The organism is Primorskyibacter flagellatus (assembly GCF_048268605.1).
GTDB classification, from domain to species: Bacteria; Pseudomonadota; Alphaproteobacteria; order Rhodobacterales; family Rhodobacteraceae; genus Primorskyibacter; species Primorskyibacter flagellatus.
Map to the genome: position 1 here is coordinate 34406 of NZ_JBLWVF010000005.1, position 16397 is coordinate 50802.

General features: G+C 59.5%; 15 protein-coding genes. 5 read left to right on the plus strand and 10 right to left on the minus strand.

Annotated elements, in window-relative coordinates:
* Positions 1–9: 9 nt before the first annotated feature.
* The 7 genes from ACN0WV_RS07740 to ACN0WV_RS07770 form a co-directional block, all read right to left on the minus strand.
* Complete coding sequence (locus ACN0WV_RS07740; protein ID WP_417604825.1) at positions 10–783, minus strand: SDR family NAD(P)-dependent oxidoreductase; 774 nt, start codon at positions 781–783, stop codon at positions 10–12.
* A gap of 3 nt (positions 784–786) precedes the next feature.
* Positions 787–1353 carry an SIS domain-containing protein gene (locus ACN0WV_RS07745; RefSeq protein WP_417604827.1) on the minus strand — a complete coding sequence of 189 codons (567 nt, stop codon included), beginning with the start codon at positions 1351–1353 and terminating at the stop codon, positions 787–789.
* Between the two features lie 3 nt (positions 1354–1356).
* Positions 1357–2400 carry an NAD(P)-dependent alcohol dehydrogenase gene (locus ACN0WV_RS07750; protein WP_417604829.1) on the minus strand — a complete coding sequence of 348 codons (1044 nt, stop codon included), beginning with the start codon at positions 2398–2400 and terminating at the stop codon, positions 1357–1359.
* Positions 2401–2427: 27 nt separating this feature from the next.
* A complete protein-coding gene (locus ACN0WV_RS07755) occupies positions 2428–3414 on the minus strand; it encodes a sugar-binding transcriptional regulator (protein WP_417604830.1) in 987 nt (328 codons plus the stop codon).
* A 76-nt stretch (positions 3415–3490) separates the two neighbouring features.
* Positions 3491–4309 (minus strand): carbohydrate ABC transporter permease, encoded by an 819-nt coding sequence (locus ACN0WV_RS07760; protein WP_417604831.1) that lies wholly within the window; start codon positions 4307–4309, stop codon positions 3491–3493.
* Between the two features lie 3 nt (positions 4310–4312).
* Positions 4313–5179 (minus strand): carbohydrate ABC transporter permease, encoded by an 867-nt coding sequence (locus tag ACN0WV_RS07765; RefSeq protein ID WP_084350071.1) that lies wholly within the window; start codon positions 5177–5179, stop codon positions 4313–4315.
* 66 nt (positions 5180–5245) lie between these two features.
* The gene (locus tag ACN0WV_RS07770; RefSeq protein WP_417604833.1) at positions 5246–6589 is read right to left on the minus strand and encodes an ABC transporter substrate-binding protein; all 1344 of its coding nucleotides are present in this window, start codon (positions 6587–6589) and stop codon (positions 5246–5248) included.
* A gap of 147 nt (positions 6590–6736) precedes the next feature.
* Here ACN0WV_RS07770 and ACN0WV_RS07775 point away from each other — a divergent pair, with 147 nt between their 5' ends.
* Positions 6737–7753 (plus strand): ABC transporter ATP-binding protein, encoded by a 1017-nt coding sequence (locus tag ACN0WV_RS07775; protein WP_417604835.1) that lies wholly within the window; start codon positions 6737–6739, stop codon positions 7751–7753.
* Between the two features lie 10 nt (positions 7754–7763).
* Entirely contained in the window at positions 7764–8489 is a 726-nt protein-coding gene (locus tag ACN0WV_RS07780) for an HAD family hydrolase (RefSeq protein ID WP_417604836.1), read from the plus strand.
* Positions 8490–8816: 327 nt separating this feature from the next.
* Here the strand turns inward: ACN0WV_RS07780 and ACN0WV_RS07785 are convergent, their stop codons facing one another.
* Positions 8817–9275 carry a component of SufBCD complex gene (locus ACN0WV_RS07785; RefSeq protein ID WP_417604838.1) on the minus strand — a complete coding sequence of 153 codons (459 nt, stop codon included), beginning with the start codon at positions 9273–9275 and terminating at the stop codon, positions 8817–8819.
* A 417-nt stretch (positions 9276–9692) separates the two neighbouring features.
* Between ACN0WV_RS07785 and hemB the strand changes: the two genes are divergently transcribed.
* On the plus strand, positions 9693–10691 hold the full coding sequence (gene hemB / locus ACN0WV_RS07790) for a porphobilinogen synthase (protein WP_417604840.1): 999 nt from the start codon (positions 9693–9695) through the stop codon (positions 10689–10691).
* A gap of 141 nt (positions 10692–10832) precedes the next feature.
* A complete protein-coding gene (locus tag ACN0WV_RS07795; protein WP_084350076.1) occupies positions 10833–11390 on the plus strand; it encodes a lipid-binding SYLF domain-containing protein in 558 nt (185 codons plus the stop codon).
* 66 nt (positions 11391–11456) lie between these two features.
* Here the strand turns inward: ACN0WV_RS07795 and ACN0WV_RS07800 are convergent, their stop codons facing one another.
* Entirely contained in the window at positions 11457–11726 is a 270-nt protein-coding gene (locus ACN0WV_RS07800; protein ID WP_116597027.1) for an usg protein, read from the minus strand.
* Positions 11727–11948: 222 nt separating this feature from the next.
* Here ACN0WV_RS07800 and gyrA point away from each other — a divergent pair, with 222 nt between their 5' ends.
* The gene (gene gyrA / locus ACN0WV_RS07805; protein ID WP_417604843.1) at positions 11949–14657 is read left to right on the plus strand and encodes a DNA gyrase subunit A; all 2709 of its coding nucleotides are present in this window, start codon (positions 11949–11951) and stop codon (positions 14655–14657) included.
* Positions 14658–14913: 256 nt separating this feature from the next.
* Here the strand turns inward: gyrA and ACN0WV_RS07810 are convergent, their stop codons facing one another.
* A complete protein-coding gene (locus ACN0WV_RS07810; RefSeq protein WP_417604845.1) occupies positions 14914–16395 on the minus strand; it encodes a carboxypeptidase M32 in 1482 nt (493 codons plus the stop codon).
* Between the last annotated feature and the right edge of the window lie 2 nt (positions 16396–16397).

Consider the following 16397-nt stretch of genomic DNA (forward strand, 5'->3'; position numbering starts at 1 on the left):
GACTGCTCCCTAAATGCTGGAATGACCGCCTTCGATCATCATGATGGCCCCGTTCACGAGGTCCGAAGCGGTTGAGGCGAGATAAAGCGCCATATCCGCAATCTCGACCGGTTCCCCGAAACGCCCAAGTGGTGTGCGGGCGATAAACGGGTCTTTCTTCTCGGGCGCGGACCAAAGCTGTTTGCCCATCTCAGTCATCACCACGGTCGGGCAGATCGCATTGACCTGTACGTTATGTGGCGCGGCCTCGACCATCAGCGATTTGGTCAGGGCGTTCAGCCCGCCCTTTGAGGTGGCATAGGCCGCATGGTCTTGCAGCGCGATAACGCCGGTCTGCGACGAAATGTTGATGATCTTCCCCGATCCGCGCGCCATCATTCCGGGCAGCAAAGCCTGCGACAGCACAAAGGGGGCTGTCAAATTCACGGCCATCGTCCGTGCCCAATCCTCAATGGCATAGGTGGTCACGGGCCCGGTGACCGCGATCCCGGCCGAATTGACCAGAATGTCGATGTGTCCCGCTGCACCTGCCAATGCTGCTTTGGCGATGCCGGCAGTTTCATCCGCGCAGGCCAGATCACCCGTCACAGCCGTAAATTTGCGTCCCCGTGCCGACACGATCCGGCCCAGTTCCGACAACCTGTCACGATCCCGCCCATGACCGATGATATCCGCGCCTGCATCGGCAAACACCTCGGCGATGGCAAAGCCGATCCCCGACGATGCGCCCGTCACAAGCGCCGTGCGCCCGGCAAGGCTAAATCGGGTTTCCCAGTCCGACATGGTCTACTCCAGATTGGTGTGATTGGCGCGCATCGCCTCTGGTGACAGGGCCAGACGGTCGCGCAGATCCAGAACCAGAAATTCAAAGAACACCAGCATCAGCACCTCGAATAATGATCCCATCGGCAACACAGAATTGTCAGTTACCCCCTGATCCGACGCCATGGTCTGCGCGGGCAGATGGATTACCAAATCCGCTTTCAGCGGCACAGCCCCGTCAGGCGTCGCCGTAATGCACAGCACCCTTGCGCCCGCGTTCCGCGCGACCTGTGCCAAGCCCGCAACTGTCGAGAAATCACCGGGGCCCGCGCTTATGAACAGCACGTCGCCATCCGCAACCGGCGGCACTGTCATGTCGCCCGCCACATGCGCATCAAGGCCCAGATGAAACAGGCGCATTGCCAGCGCCTTCATCATCAACCCCTCGCGCCCGACGCCGTAGCAGACGATACGGCCGGCACCGGTCAGTTCCGTTGAAAGGTTGTCGATCTGATCCAGAACGGCTTTGCCCAGACCCGGCCGCAATTCGTCCAGAACCCGCTCTGCCAGTCTCTCTCGGGACGGGACCATCGCTCAGGCGTCCTGCATGCTGATCTGTATCTTGACGTCGGTCGGGCGCGCCTCGACGGCGCGATCAAAGGCTTTCACGCTGTCGGAGAATGCAAATGTGGCCGAGATCAGCGGTTTGAGATCAACTTTGCCAGACGCCAAAAGCTCTATCGCGCGATCATACATGTTTGCATAGCGAAACACCGTTTCCATGCGGATTTCCTTGGATTGGGCCAGCACGATGTCCACCGGGACCGGATCCACCGGCATCCCGACCCAAACCACGCAGCCCGCAGGTGCCACTGCCTCCAGCGCTGTCTGCACCGATTTTGCCGCCCCCGCACATTCAAAGACCACATCAGCGCCCCAGCCAGACGTGCCCGCGCGCACGACCTCTGCCGCGTTGTCCCTGGTCACGTTGATCGGGTGGATATTCCCGTAATTTGCGGCAACGCCCAGCTTTTCATCGACCAGATCAGAGATATAAACCTTGGAGCATCCCGCCGCCAAAGCCGCCAGCGCCACCATGATTCCGATTGGGCCAGCCCCTGTGACCAGCGCCACATCGCCGGGCTTGATCCGGGCACGGGTTGCCGCTTGCATTCCGATCGCAAAGGGTTCGACCATCGCACCCTCGGCAAAACTCACATTCTCGGGCAGTTTATAGGTGAAGGCAGCGGGATGGACCACCGACGGCGTCAGGCATCCATGCACCGGCGGCGTGGCCCAGAACCGCACATCGGGATCGACATTATAGACACCCAGCTTAGTGGCCTTGGAGGCCATGTTGGGAATACCCGGCTCCATGCAGACGCGATCCCCGACCGCCAGATGTGACACGCCCTCGCCCAGTTCCGTGACAATGCCCGCGGCCTCGTGGCCCAGAACCATCGGCGCGTTGACGACAAAGGGGCCAATCTTTCCATGCGTGTAATAGTGCACATCGCTACCGCAGACACCGACCGTATCCACGGCGATCCGCACGTCACCCGGCCCCACATCATCTGGCAGGGCAATGTCCCTCAGCGCCAGCTTGTTCTTTTCTTCCAATACCAGTGCAATCGGCATCGCTACCCCCGTCTAAACTGAACCTGTTCAATCAGTGTCCCGCGCCACTGTCGAGTTTTCAAGCAATGCGCGGGCCGTGTCCTCATCCGTCACCAACGTGTTCACAAAACCGCGCCGTAGCGCCGCCGTTATTACCGGCACCTTATGCGCGCCCCCCGCGGCAAGGATCACGTTGGGTATCGCCGTCAGGTCCTCCAGCGAAACACCGATAACGCGCTGATTCACCGGATGGTCGATAAGCGCACCATTCTCATCAAGCACATGCCCGATAATGTCGCCCACGCCGCCGCACGCGCGCAGCTCTTCGGCGTCAATATCCTTGGGCAGCGCATCGCGGACCAGCAGCGAACTGCACAGATCCCCGGTCGCCAACGCGACCGCCCCGCAAGAGCGGATCTTGTCAAGCATATCCGCGATAATGTCCTGCTGCATGAACATCGCCTGGCTTTCGGCACTTCCGGCAAATAACGGCGCGGTGAAAAAACTGTGTTCCGCGTTGCACAGATCGGCAAGCCTTGTGGTGATTTCATAGCCGTTCACATCCGACCCGCGCACGATGCCGCCCATGATCGACACGATCTCCAGGTCGGGCCGGTCGATCGGCTGCATGAAGCGGGTGGCCAGATTAAGCGTATTTCCCCAGGACATGCCAAATTTTTGCAAACCGGGATCAGTCAGAATTGGTCCCAGATAGCTGCCCAACCCCGCGCTTATCAGTGGCGTTGTCGAGGCAGGGCTTTGCGGCGAAGGGACGATCACGGCACGCGCCAGCCCGAAACCGCGTTCGATTTTCCATTCCAGATCCGCCGAGGCCGCATAAATGGAATCGACACTGATCCTCAAGATGCCGCGGCGCCGGGCCTCGCCGAGTGCCTTGTTCACGCGCATTCGGGTGATTCCGAACCGCTTTGCGGCGTCGGCCTGTGTCAGGCCTTCGATCTCGCAGGCCCAGGCCAGACGTACCAAAAGCTGTTCGTCCTCATCGATCTGTTCAATTTTGACACTCCGCGACATCTGAACCGCTAGACGTCATAGCGGCGGGGCCGCAGGTGGAGCTTGCCGCGCGTGCACAATCCGGAACCGGCATCGCTCATTTGACCGCCCCCATGGTCAGACCACGCACCAGTTGCTTGGACGCAAGCAGCGCAAAGATCAGCACCGGGATCACGATCAGCGTAGAGGTCGCCATGATCTTGCCATAGGGAAGGTTGTAGCCTTCCATGAAGGACACGGCCATTGCGGGGGCAGTCTTGGCCTCGGACCGGGTCAGGATCAGGCCGAACATCAGCTCGTTCCACGAGAATATGAACGAGAAGATCGCCGAGACCGCGACGCCCGGCATGGCCAGGGGCAGACAGATCTTGCGCATGATCCTGAATTGCGACGCCCCTTCCAGACGCGCGGCTTCGTCCAGATCGTAAGGAATACCGCGAAACTGGTCCGTGACGATCCAGATCACGATCGGCAGATTGAAGGTCAGGTAGATCAGGATCAGCGTGATGTGCTTGTCAAGCATCCCCAGATTCCGCGCGATCAGGAAGAACGGCAGCGCCAGCACGATGGGCGAGACCATGCGGTTGGTGATGAACCAGAACCAAAGGTCCTTTTTCCCACGAAACTCGAACCGAGCCAGTGCGAAAGCGGCGGGCACCCCCAGAAAAATTGCCAGAACCGTGGTCGAGATCGCAATGATCAGAGAGTTGATCAGCGTGCGCAACACGCCATCTTCGAACAGCGCTTCGCGGTAGTTGTTCAGGGTCGGCTCGAATATCCAGACCGGCGGCGCCTCCAGCGCGACGATCTGTGTCTTCAAGGACGTGGTCACCATCCAGTAGAACGGAAAGACACAGACCGCGATGATGACGAAAAGCAGCAGGATCTGAGAGGCCAGTGACCGCGTGGTATTCATCGCTCAAACCTCTTTGTAGAAGACGCGAATATAGATCTGCGCCAGAATGATGGTGATGATCAGCAGGATGATCGCCTGCGCAGATGCCAGCCCCTGATCGAACCCGCGAAAACCGACGCGCTGGATCATCAAGGATATGAACTCGGTCGCGGCACCGGGCCCGCCGCGTGTAAGTGTGAACACCATGTCAAACAGCTTCAGCGTGTCCGCCGTCCGCAGGATCAGCACGGCCACGAGACCGGGCAGCAGGAAGGGCAATTGAACATAGCGCAGGACCGTCCACCAGCTTTTGGTTTCCAGACGTGCGGCTTCCTCGACCTCGCCGGGGACCATGGTCAGACCCGCCAGCAGCACCAGCGCGACAAAAGGCGTCCACTGCCAGACATCCCAGAAGATGATCATGGCAAAGGCATTGGTCGGATCGCCGATCCAGTTGATGTTCGCGCCGCCAAGCATTTGATTGATGACACCGAATTTCTGGTTGAACATCACCTGCCCCAACAGGCCGACAACCGCATAGGTCGTGGCCATCGGCAGCACCAGCGATAGCCGCGCAAGGGTCTTGAGGATGGTCAGCCCCGGTTTGTGCAGGACCAGTGCGATGCCCAGCCCAAGCGCCAATTGCAGGGGCAATGCTGTGCAAAGCAGAAAGAACGTCCGTCCCATCGCCTGCCAGAACACCTCGTCTGTCAGAACCGTCCAATAGTTTTCAAGCCCGATGAACTTGACCTGCTTGAGCTTGATCAGGTTGAAGAAATGCAGCGAGGTCCACGCCGCGTAAAGCAAGGGCGCGATGCCGACGATCGCAAGACCGAAAACTGCCGGAGCAATAAAACCGATAACTGTACGTCTGGAAACTTGTCCGCGCATGCTGCGCCTCCCGGCAGTCAGAGCGAGAGCGGCACGTTCTGCGCCGCCCTCTTGTTGGTGTGTGGCTTATTGCGCGAGCGGCTTTTCGCCCGAGTAATACCCGGCTTCTTCCAGCACCGCTTCCATGCGGGTGCCGATTTCCTGAGCGCCCTCTTCGGTCGTCACCTCACCCAGCATCATCTTCGTGCCCCATTCCTGCACGATCTCGGTGATTTCGGGCCATTCGGCAAAGCGTGGGCGGAATTCAGGCACACCGTCCTGCCAGCTTTCGACCAGCGCGGGGATATACTTGAACGTCTCGGCCAGCGCCGGATCTTCATAGGCGGACTGCCGGGCGCTGACACCGCCGCGTTCGACATACTCGACTGCATTGGCTTTGGAGGTGGCCCACTGGATGAACAGATAGGCTGCGGCCTGCTCGGCCTCGTCCGCCTGACTTGCCACAGCCATAGAGAACCCCCCAAGTGCAGGCTTGCGGCCTGCCGGGCCTTTTGGCTCTGGCGCGATTTCAACGCAGTCCGCGACCTTGGAAGTTTCCGGCGAGACGACGCTGGAATAAAACGCCGACCACTCGGTGATCATGGCAATATCGCCTTGAGCGAAACCGTTCACGACCTCGGCATGGTCATAGGCCACGATGCCATCCGGCATGTATTGCATCAGATCCTGACGGAACTGTAGGCCCGCCTGCGATTCAGGCGAGTTGAGGTTGGATTTGAAATCCGCGTCCAGGAAAGACCCGCCAAACGGCCAGATCATCCGGGCAAAACTGTCTGCCGACTGGGTTTCATTGCGCTTGGATTGCAGCGCGAAGGCGTATTTTCCGTCTTTGGTCAACGCCGGTCCGTACTCATCCTTCAACTCTGTCCATGTCTCGGGTGGGCCGTCAAAACCGGCTTCTTCAAGCATGCAGCGATTATAGAACATCAGGCCCGAATAGTTATCGACCGGAAGGCCATAGGTTGTGCCGTTCCAGCTTCCGAACGCGTTCAGCACAAGCGAGAAGAAGTCGTCGATATCCAGATCAGGATCGACAATATCTGGAAACTTGGCCTGAACATCAGCAAGCGGCAACGCCCAGTCGTTTTCCGCAAAGTTGCCGATCCAGACAAGGTCGATCAGCACGACATCCAGATCGCCGCCAGCCACGAAGTCGCGAACCTGTTCGCCCAGAGCATTCTCATACGGGTGCTTGATGACGTTTACCTTGATGCCGGTTTCTTCCTCGAACGCCGGCAACATGGCTTCAATCGCCTCGTAGCCCGGACGCAGCAGGAACACGACATCGACAGTGGTGCCCGCATATGGCTCCGCCGCTTTTGCCAGGCTCCAGCCATGCCCCTCAGCCAATGCCCCCGTCGCCATGACCCCGCTCAAAGCCACGGAACATAGTAGCTTCCTGATACTCATTTTCTCATCCTCCCTATCGCAGTAATTGATTGACAATCATATGTGTCTGCGTGGATACAAATGTAAATTCGACGGGTATGAAAAAGCAAGTGCTTTCTTTCACTCAAGCCGGTTGAAACCCAAAGGTGACGACGGAGGAAGTCCACGATGGCCACAGTACAGATCCGAAAACTCAACAAGTATTACGGTAAGATGCAGGCCCTTTTTGATGTGGATCTGGATGTGGCGGACGGTGATTTCGTGGTCTTTGTCGGGCCTTCCGGCTGCGGGAAATCAACGCTTCTGCGCGCCCTTGCAGGATTGGAAGGCATTGATTCCGGCACGGTGAAGATTGGCGGAAAAGACGTATCGAATGCTGAACCTGCGGATCGTGGCCTGTCGATGGTATTCCAGTCCTATGCGCTTTACCCGCATATGACCGTCCGCCAGAACATGGAATTCGGGATGAAGGTGAACGGCGTCGCCCCTGCCGAACGCACCGAGCGGATAGATGAGGCCGCGCGCATTCTGCAACTGACCGACTATCTTGACCGCAAGCCGTCGCAACTGTCAGGCGGTCAACGTCAGCGTGTCGCGATCGGCCGGTCGATCGTCAAGAACCCGTCGGTTTTCCTTTTCGACGAACCACTGTCCAACCTTGATGCCAAACTCCGCGTTCAGATGCGGGTGGAGCTTGAGGCTTTGCACAAGCAATTGGCCGCGACAATGATCTATGTGACCCATGACCAAGTCGAGGCCATGACGATGGCGGACAGGATCGTTGTGCTCAACGGCGGTCGCATCGAACAGGTCGGCACCCCGATGGAGATCTATCACACGCCGGACAGCAAGTTCGTCGCCGAATTCATGGGCTCACCGGCCATGAACGTGTTCCGGCACAGCGGCATGCGCGATATGGCTTTGCGCCCGGAGGCGACCTATATCGGCTGCCGTCCGGAACATATGGTTATCCACCCGAAAGGCGGGGGAAACGTTGACGCGGTTGTGTCGAACAAGGAACAACTGGGCGGCGAAAACCTGCTATATCTAAGACTGGCTGACGGCCTGACCTTGGTCGCACGCGTTGATGGCGACGACCAGACGGCGGTGAATGCCGAGGTCGGCGTCGAATTTCCTCCCAATCGCCTGCATCAATTCGATCAGGCTGGCCGCGCGCTGCGATAGGACGGTCCTTTTGGCGCTCAACAACAATGATCCCCGATGCTCCGCCCCCGTCACCGACCTGGTGATCCTGGATTTCGACGGCGTTGTGGCGGATAGCGAGGTCATTTCACTGGGCAGTTTGCAATCCGCCCTGAAAGACTTTGGCGTCGTTTTCGATCTGCCCGAGACGCGTCGTCGATTTTTGGGAAAATCCCTGAACGCGATCAAAGCCGATGCGAGCCAAATCGCCCCCGAAGGAAAATGGGACGGTTTCGAAAACCACTGGCATTCCATCCTGTTTGAAAGGTTCTCGAAAGAACTGGTTCCTGTTGCAGGCGTGGCCGATTTTCTTGCACGTCTCAAAGCGGATGGGCTCCCCTATTGCATTGCGTCAAGCAGCGGGTTCGAACGCATCTACTTTGCGCTGAGTGTCATGAAGCTGACCGACCAATTCCCCTGTGTTTTCAGTGCCCAACAGGTGACGCAAGGCAAGCCAGCTCCAGATCTGTTCCTGTATGCGGCCCGGAGTATGAACATTGCCCCCGAAAGATGCGTGGTGATCGAAGATTCGCCATATGGCATCCTGGCCGCAAGGGCCGCGGGAATGCGTTCAATCGGCTTTCTGGGGGGGCAACATCTTGCAGGATCGCGAAAATCGCATCGCCAATTGCTATTGGCGCAGGGCGCGCACGAAATTGTCGATGCTCTCGATGAGATCACGTTTGAGGGACAAGCACATTTGCAGGACCGTGTGTGATTTTTTGTTCTTGGAGCTTTGGCGGTCAAGGGTGCGGGGGGCTATACGCGGGCCGCGCCTAGAAGAGCCGGAACATGTCTGCGCTGATGCCCGGTGCTGGTAGGGGCGGCATCCTGGATGGCCGCCACATTCGTGCGTGATGGCTTGGGATTCAGGCCAGCTTAACCCCAGGCACGCAAGCACATCGTCGTGATCGCGTGCCGGGAAACACGTGCGGGAATGAGGGGCCAACCCCTCATACTCCCCGGAGTATTTTGGCCAAGAAGAAGCGCAAAAGAGTCTGAGGAGCGGTGGTGTGCCATTTCAAGCGGGGACCTGCGGCGGCCCTTATGATCCCAGAACGCCGACGGACAAGGTCCTGTACATGCCCCAAAGCGTCGTCACGAAAATGGCCGCCATAGCCACGGACTGAACCCAGACACGGTGGCGGTGCAAATGGCGAAAGAGCGCCTCACCCTGAGGACCCTCGGCACGGATGCGTTTTGCGGTAAGCAGCGACAGAAGCGCCACGAAACCCAGTGGCAAGCCCAGAAGAAACAGTGCCTGGGCCAACTCGATCCAATACACCCAGCCAAGAATCAAAAGCCCGGTGAGCATGAAACAACCCAGACCCAGCAGCCAAATCCCGGCCTGGTCGGCCATGCGGAGACGTCGCAGGACGTTGATGCGGACCATGTCTTCCAGGTCTTGCTCTGCCTGACCACCCTGTCTGCGCGCGGCGGCAATCATGTGGTAGGGCACGCCAAGCACATGGTGGCTGACCATCGACCAGACAGTCGCGAGCATGATCCAGAACCAAATGCTGGAAAACGACCGCATGTCGATTGCCTCGAATATGGTTCCGTACAAATTCTATCCTCTGCCTTTTCCGCGTAATTTCGTGTCGATATGCATGCTGGCCATGACCGTTTGCCCTTAACCGCGCCCTTTCGCAAGACATGCGCGTGCAAATCCGGTTTGGGACGACGGGCCGGGAGTGGCCTGCCACATCGTGAATGCGCCGCAAAGCTGTCCGGTTGCAGGCCTGCGCGATGGCGGGCCTGCCCTGTTGCTCCGTCTTGGTTGTCGACAGGCAGTGATGACAAGAAATCGTCGGTTGCTTCCGCAAGCCCTCTGCCAAGTTGCGCACCCGCAAGGTCTGGACAATGCGCCCCCTGACGGTGCATCCAAAGGGTCAGACGCAATTGCCAGAGGTGAACGTCTTTGTCACATCAACAGGCCCCCTTCCCCGCCGCCCGGTTTCGGCGCGCGCGCCAGTCCGAGGCCATCCGGTCGCTGGTCCGCGAGAACGCGCTTTGCCCGTCAGATCTTATCTGGCCGATCTTCGTGCGCGATGGCGAAGGCATCGAAGAACCTGTCCCCTCGATGCCCGGCGTCGTGCGGCGGTCGGTCGATCTGGTGGCGCAGGCGGCGCGCGAGGCGTTTGCCATGGGCATCCCGGCGATTTGCCTGTTCCCCTATACCGATCCGGCACTCAAGACCGCCGATTGCGCCGAGGCCTGGAACCCCGAAAATCTGTCGAACCGCGCCACACGGGCGATCAAGGCAGCAGTGCCCGACATGGCTGTGATGACGGATGTGGCGCTTGATCCGTATAACAGTGACGGCCATGATGGCTTTGTCGAAAATGGCGAGATCGTCAATGACCGTACGGTGGAAGCGCTGGTGAAACAGGGGCTGTCTCAGGCCGATGCTGGCGCGGATATTATCGGGCCGTCGGATATGATGGACGGACGCATCGGCGCGCTGCGTCAGGCGCTTGAGGGCGCGGGGCATTCCAATGTCATGTTACTGAGCTATGCGGCGAAATATGCCAGCGCCTTTTACGGCCCGTTCCGCGATGCCGTGGGCGCATCGGGCGCGCTGAAAGGCGACAAGAAAACCTATCAGATGGATCCGGCCAATGGTGATGAGGCGTTGCGTCTGGTGGCCCGCGATCTGGGCGAAGGCGCGGATATGGTGATGGTCAAGCCGGGCATGCCGTATCTGGACATTTGCCGCCGCGTGAAGACCGAATTCGGCGCGCCGACCTTTGCCTATCAGGTATCGGGCGAATACGCGATGATCCAGGCGGCGGCGCAGAACGGCTGGATCGACGGAGAGCGCGCGATGCTGGAAAGTCTGATGTGTTTCAAACGCGCAGGCTGCGACGGTGTGCTGACCTATTTCGCGCCCGAAGCTGCGCGCGCGCTGGGAGCATAGCGGACACCCGCCGAACGGCCACGCTTTGGCGTGACAGACGGCGGGTTTCCGCGTATAAACCGGCATAACCGGCCAGAAGCGTCGGATCCGAGGCAATCAGGCGCAACCGACACGCGCCGCATCAGAACGAGAGCAGGCAACATGAGCCAGATTTCCCGACGCAATCTTACACTTTCTCTGGGGGCCCTGCCCCTTGTCGCGGCCTGTGCCAACGGCATCGGCAGTGACGGTCCGCAACGGATCGACGCCCGCGTAGACGCTACCTTGGCGCAGCTTTTCACGAACTTTCCGGGCACGCGCTCTTTGGAAAGCAAATCGACCGGTATGCTGGTCATGCCGCTGGTCACCGAAGCCGGTCTTGGCCTTGGCGGTGCCTATGGGCGCGGCGCGCTGCGTGTCGGTGGTGTGACGGTTGATTACTATTCGACGACAAAGGCCAGCGCAGGCATTCAGATCGGTGCGCAACAATATGCGCATGTGCTGTTTTTCATGACCGAAGATGCCTTGCTGAATTTCCGCCGTTCGCCCGGATGGGCCGCCGGTGCGAACGTGCTTTATGCCACGCCGGAAACCGGTGCGACGCTTGGGGCCGAAACGACAACCTCCATGGCACCGGTCATTGCGGTTGTCTTCGGCCAGTCCGGCCTGCGCGTCGGCGCGACTCTGGAAGGTGTGAAATACACCCGCATCATTCCATAGCGACAAGGCGAAACGCCAAGCCAATCGGGGGGCTATATGCCCCCCGCCAACCGTTTTTGCATGTCATCAGTGGTAGGTAAATTCCCCGACGACGTTCTGCCATTCCCCCGATGACAGCATCTTGCGATGGGTGAAGCGGACAGAATGCAACGGGCCTTCGATCTCGTCCTGCCAGTATTCGATGAACCGGAACAGTTTCGGATGATCCGGCGCAAGATCGTATTCCTGCCAGATAAATGTGTTGAGAACATTCCGGTAGTCCGGCATCCGGTAGAACATTTCGGCCGTGGTCAGCCCGTAGCCACGCAGCATCAGTTCGGTTTCGCTTTCCTGCATTGGGAACCTCACGTTTCTTATGGGTCTGTAAATCATGCCGGGCAAAGATTTACTTTTCAATAAAAACAGTGTGTTGGCAGAGTGTTCTGGTGGCTGCCAGAGGAACTTGGTCACACCCATTGCACCCCATATCCTGCCTCTGATATAAGGCGGGCAACAAGATATAGAAAAACAGGAAGATGGGAACCTGACGTGAGCGATACACCGGAACCCCCTGAAAACATGGGAGAAAATGCACCGGAACGCCCGGCCTATAGCGGGCCGACGGTGTCGATCACCGACGAGATGAAGACCAGCTATCTCGATTACGCGATGAGCGTGATCGTCAGCCGGGCGATTCCCGATTTGCGTGACGGGCTGAAACCCGTGCATCGGCGTATTCTTTATGCGATGCATGAAACCAACAACAGCCACGACAAGCCGTACCGCAAGTCGGCCCGTCCCGTTGGCGATGTCATGGGTAAGTATCACCCGCATGGCGATTCCGCGATCTATGACGCGCTGGTGCGGATGGCGCAGGATTTCTCCATGTCGCTGCCGCTTCTGGACGGTCAGGGCAACTTTGGCTCGATGGATGGCGATAACGCCGCCGCCATGCGCTATACCGAAGTCCGCATGGACAAGCCTGCGGCCTACCTGCTGAACGATATCGACAAGGACACGGTCGATTTTCAGGACAACTATGATGGCAAGGATCGCGAACCGACGGTCCTGCCTGCACGGTATCCGAACATGCTGGTCAACGGGGCCGGCGGGATCGCCGTCGGCATGGCGACCAACATTCCGCCGCACAATCTGGGCGAGGTCGTGGATGCCACGCTGGCACTGATCGAAGACCCGGATCTGAGTTCCGAACAGCTGATCGAATATGTGCCCGGACCCGATTTTCCAACGGGCGGTATCATGCTGGGCCGAACCGGCGCGCGCAAAGCCTACCTTGAGGGGCGTGGCAGCGTCATCATCCGCGCCAGAACGCGCGTCGAAGAGTTGCGCCGCGACCGTTGGGCGATAATCATCGAAGAAATCCCCTATCAGGTGAACAAGGCCACGATGATCGAAAAGATCGCCGAGGCTGCGCGCGAAAAGCGCATCGAAGGCATTTCCCACGTTCAGGACGAATCCGACCGTGACGGCGTGCGCGTGGTGATCGAGCTGAAACGTGATGCCACGGCCGAGGTCGTGCTGAACCAGCTTTTCCGCTTTACCCCGATGCAGACCTACTTTGGCTGCAACATGCTGGCGTTGAATGGCGGACGTCCGGAACAATTGACGCTGCGCGGCTTTTTGACAGCCTTCGTCGATTTCCGCGAGGATGTCGTGGCGCGGCGCACCGCCTATCTGCTGCGCAAGGCGCGCGAACGCAGCCATATACTGTGTGGTCTGGCTGTCGCCGTCAGCAATGTGGACGAGGTCGTCGCCACGATCCGCGCCTCTGCCGATGCCGCCGAAGCACGTACCAAGCTGATGGAACGACGCTGGCCAGCCGGCGAGATCCTGCAATATATCGCGCTGATCGACGACCCGACCCACAAGGCCAATGAAGACGGCACATATAACCTGTCCGAAGTTCAGGCCCGTGCCATTCTGGAACTGCGCCTGCAACGCCTGACCCAGTTGGGTGTCAAGGAAGTCACGGACGAGCTGGAAGAACTGGCCGGCAAGATCAAGGAATATCTTGAGATTCTGGGCAGCCGCGAACGGATCATGGAGATCATCTCGAACGAGCTTCTGGAGGTGCGCGAGCAATTCGCCGTGCCCCGCCGCACCGAGATCGTCGACTGGTCCGGCGATATGGAGGACGAAGACCTTATCGAGCGTGACGATATGGTCGTGACCGTCACCCAGTCCGGATACATCAAACGCACGGCGCTTTCGGATTTCCGCGCGCAACGGCGTGGCGGCAAGGGACTGTCGGGCATGTCCACCAAGGACGATGACGTTGTCACCACGCTTTTCGTCGCCAATACCCATACGCAGCTGCTGTTCTTCACCACGGATGGGATGGTCTACAAGCTGAAAACCTGGCGTCTGCCGCAGGGTGGCCGCACGTCCAAGGGCAAGGCGATCGTCAATATCCTGCCGATCCCGGTAGGCGTTTCGATTGCCGCGATCATGCCGGTGGACCGCCCCGAAGAGGAATGGGACGCACTGCAAATCGTCTTTGCTACCAGCGCGGGCGACGTGCGCCGCAATGCTCTGTCGGATTTCACCAACGTGATGCGCAACGGCAAGATCGCGATGGATCTGCCCGAAGGCGTGGAACTGGTGAATGCCCGTATCGCATCCATGGATGATGACGTGATGCTGGTGACAGATTCAGGCCGCGCGATCCGTTTCCGCACCACTGATGTGCGCGTCTTCAAGGGCCGCAAATCGACCGGCGTGCGCGGCATCCGTCTGAACGGCGACGACCGCGTTGTGTCCATGGCCGTGATTCGTCACTTCGAGGCAAGCCCGCAGGAGCGCGCGACCTATCTCAAGATGCGCCGGGCGATGGCCGGGCTGACGGATGAGGTTGATACCGATGACGACGAAGAAGCCGTCGCGGGTGTCGAGGTGTTCACCCAGGAACGCTATGCCGAAATGTCGGCGGCGGAAAACCTGATCCTGACGATCACGGCCAAGGGGTCGGGCAAACTTTCCTCCAGCCACGATTATCCGGTCCGCGGGCGCGGTGGTCAGGGCGTGAATGCCATCGACAGGGCCATGCGTGGCGGGGCCGTGGTTGCCGCCTTCCCGGTCGAGATTGACGATCAGATCATGCTTGCCACCAGCCGCGGCCAGTCGATCCGCGTCCCGGTCGAGGGCATCTCTTTCCGCTCGCGTAGCGCCGGGGGCGTCAAGGTGTTCGACACGGCCAAAGGCGAGGAAGTCGTCAGCGTCGCCTGGATCGCGGATCAGGGCGAGGATGACCCCGCCGAAGAAGGCTGATTTCCCGATCAACGGTAATACCTGAAAACGGGCGGCAATCTTGTCGCCCGTTTTCTTTTAAGAAGGTTTTGGAGAAGGCACTGGACAAGATCAAATCAACGCCCCGGTACAGGATAGACTTCGCGGCTATCCAAGGACCGACCTGATCTTCGACGTCGCGTGAAGGCCGTTGCGATCATGCTGCGCGGGGTCCCCAAAACCATTGCTCCGTTGGGCCGCATAGCCTGCGGTATCTCTAATACTTAGAAGCCGCGCGTCAGACCCCGTAGATCGCGCCGAACTTGGCCTCCAGATAATCCAGCAAGGGCGCCTCGCTGGGTGCCTTACCGCAGGCCAGCGTGATCAGCTCGCGCGGCTCATATAGCCCGCCATGCTGCTGCACGTTCTCCCGCAACCAGCCCGTCGCGCCGCTGGTATCGCCGCGCATCAGTTGTTCATCAAGCTGCGGCACGTCCCGGAGCAACGCCTCGTGCAGTGATCCGGCATAGACATTGCCCAGCGTATAGGTCGGGAAATAGCCAAACAGACCCACCGACCAATGCACATCCTGCAAGCAACCGTTGGAAGGCTTGTTGACCGGATAGCCGAAATCCGCCTCGAACCTTTCGTTCCACGCCTGCTCCAGATCCGCCACGGGCAGATCGCCCGAGATCAGCTGACGTTCCAGGTCAAAGCGGATCAGGACGTGCAGGTTGTATTGCACCTCATCCGCCTCGGTCCGGATATAGTCGCGATGCACCGTGTTGACGGCGGCATAGAAGGCATCAGCACTGTCCACGCCAATATCGCCAAACCTGTCGCGCATCTGCCTGTAAAGATATTCGCAGAAGGCACGGCTGCGGCCGATCTGGTTTTCGTAGATCCGGCTTTGGCTTTCATGCACCCCCATGCTGACCCCTGCCCCCAGCGGCGTCAGCAGGAAATCGGAATGGATATTCTGCTCGTAACAGGCATGGCCCACTTCGTGGATCGTCGAATATACGCAATCAAAAGGGTTCTGTGCGTCGGTGCGCGTGGTGATACGCACGTCCTGCCCGCTGCCGGAACTGAACGGATGCACCGCTTTGTCGATCCGACCACGCGCAAGGTCATAGCCGAAGGCTTTGGCGATGGTTTCGGACAGGGCCAGTTGTTGCGCCACGTCGAACGTGCCGCTCAGCCCCTTGGGCGTGGGCGCGCCCAACAATTTCTCGCGCAAGGATACCAACCGGGGGCGTAGCGCGCCGAAGAGGTTTTCCAGAAAGGCGGCAGAGGCGCCGGGTTCGTAATCCTGTATCATCGCGTCATAGGGCGTGTAATCCGTGCCCTCGGCCAGCGCCGCGCCCTCTTCCTGACGCAGGCGGATCACCTCGGCCAGAATCGGGGCAAACCGCTGGAAATCATCCGCCGCGCGGGCCTCTGCCCAGGCACCCTGTGCAAGGCTGGCCACACGCGCCAGTTCCGCCGACAGGCGCGCAGGCACCCGTGTGGCACGATCATGCGCCCGGCGGATATGGCGCATCTGGGCGGCGGCCACAGTGTCCAGCGCGGCATCGTCGATCCCGGCCAGCCAGTCGCCAACGCGCGGATCGGTGCGGCGGGCGTGCAAGACGCCCTCCATCGCGGCCATTTCCTCGCCCCGCTGGGCCGCAGCGCCGCGCGGCATGACGGTTTCCTGATCCCAGCCCAGACGGCCGGACACCTGCTGCAACGCTTCGGTTTCGCGCTGGAATGCCAGCAGGTCCTGATATGCCGACATGG

What these genes read in the sequence shown, in the direction of transcription:
- ACN0WV_RS07760 (WP_417604831.1), bottom strand. Translation starts at nt 4,309, where the DNA reads ATGAATACCACGCGGTCACTGGCCTCTCAGATCCTGCTGCTTTTCGTC.
- ACN0WV_RS07750 (WP_417604829.1), bottom strand. Translation starts at nt 2,400, where the DNA reads ATGCCGATTGCACTGGTATTGGAAGAAAAGAACAAGCTGGCGCTGAGG.
- ACN0WV_RS07755 (WP_417604830.1), bottom strand. Translation starts at nt 3,414, where the DNA reads ATGTCGCGGAGTGTCAAAATTGAACAGATCGATGAGGACGAACAGCTT.
- ACN0WV_RS07800 (WP_116597027.1), bottom strand. Translation starts at nt 11,726, where the DNA reads ATGCAGGAAAGCGAAACCGAACTGATGCTGCGTGGCTACGGGCTGACC.
- ACN0WV_RS07765 (WP_084350071.1), bottom strand. Translation starts at nt 5,179, where the DNA reads ATGCGCGGACAAGTTTCCAGACGTACAGTTATCGGTTTTATTGCTCCG.
- gyrA (WP_417604843.1), top strand. Translation starts at nt 11,949, where the DNA reads ATGGGAGAAAATGCACCGGAACGCCCGGCCTATAGCGGGCCGACGGTG.
- ACN0WV_RS07770 (WP_417604833.1), bottom strand. Translation starts at nt 6,589, where the DNA reads ATGAGTATCAGGAAGCTACTATGTTCCGTGGCTTTGAGCGGGGTCATG.
- ACN0WV_RS07745 (WP_417604827.1), bottom strand. Translation starts at nt 1,353, where the DNA reads ATGGTCCCGTCCCGAGAGAGACTGGCAGAGCGGGTTCTGGACGAATTG.
- ACN0WV_RS07775 (WP_417604835.1), top strand. Translation starts at nt 6,737, where the DNA reads ATGGCCACAGTACAGATCCGAAAACTCAACAAGTATTACGGTAAGATG.
- ACN0WV_RS07810 (WP_417604845.1), bottom strand. Translation starts at nt 16,395, where the DNA reads ATGTCGGCATATCAGGACCTGCTGGCATTCCAGCGCGAAACCGAAGCG.
- ACN0WV_RS07740 (WP_417604825.1), bottom strand. Translation starts at nt 783, where the DNA reads ATGTCGGACTGGGAAACCCGATTTAGCCTTGCCGGGCGCACGGCGCTT.
- ACN0WV_RS07785 (WP_417604838.1), bottom strand. Translation starts at nt 9,275, where the DNA reads ATGCTCGCGACTGTCTGGTCGATGGTCAGCCACCATGTGCTTGGCGTG.
- ACN0WV_RS07795 (WP_084350076.1), top strand. Translation starts at nt 10,833, where the DNA reads ATGAGCCAGATTTCCCGACGCAATCTTACACTTTCTCTGGGGGCCCTG.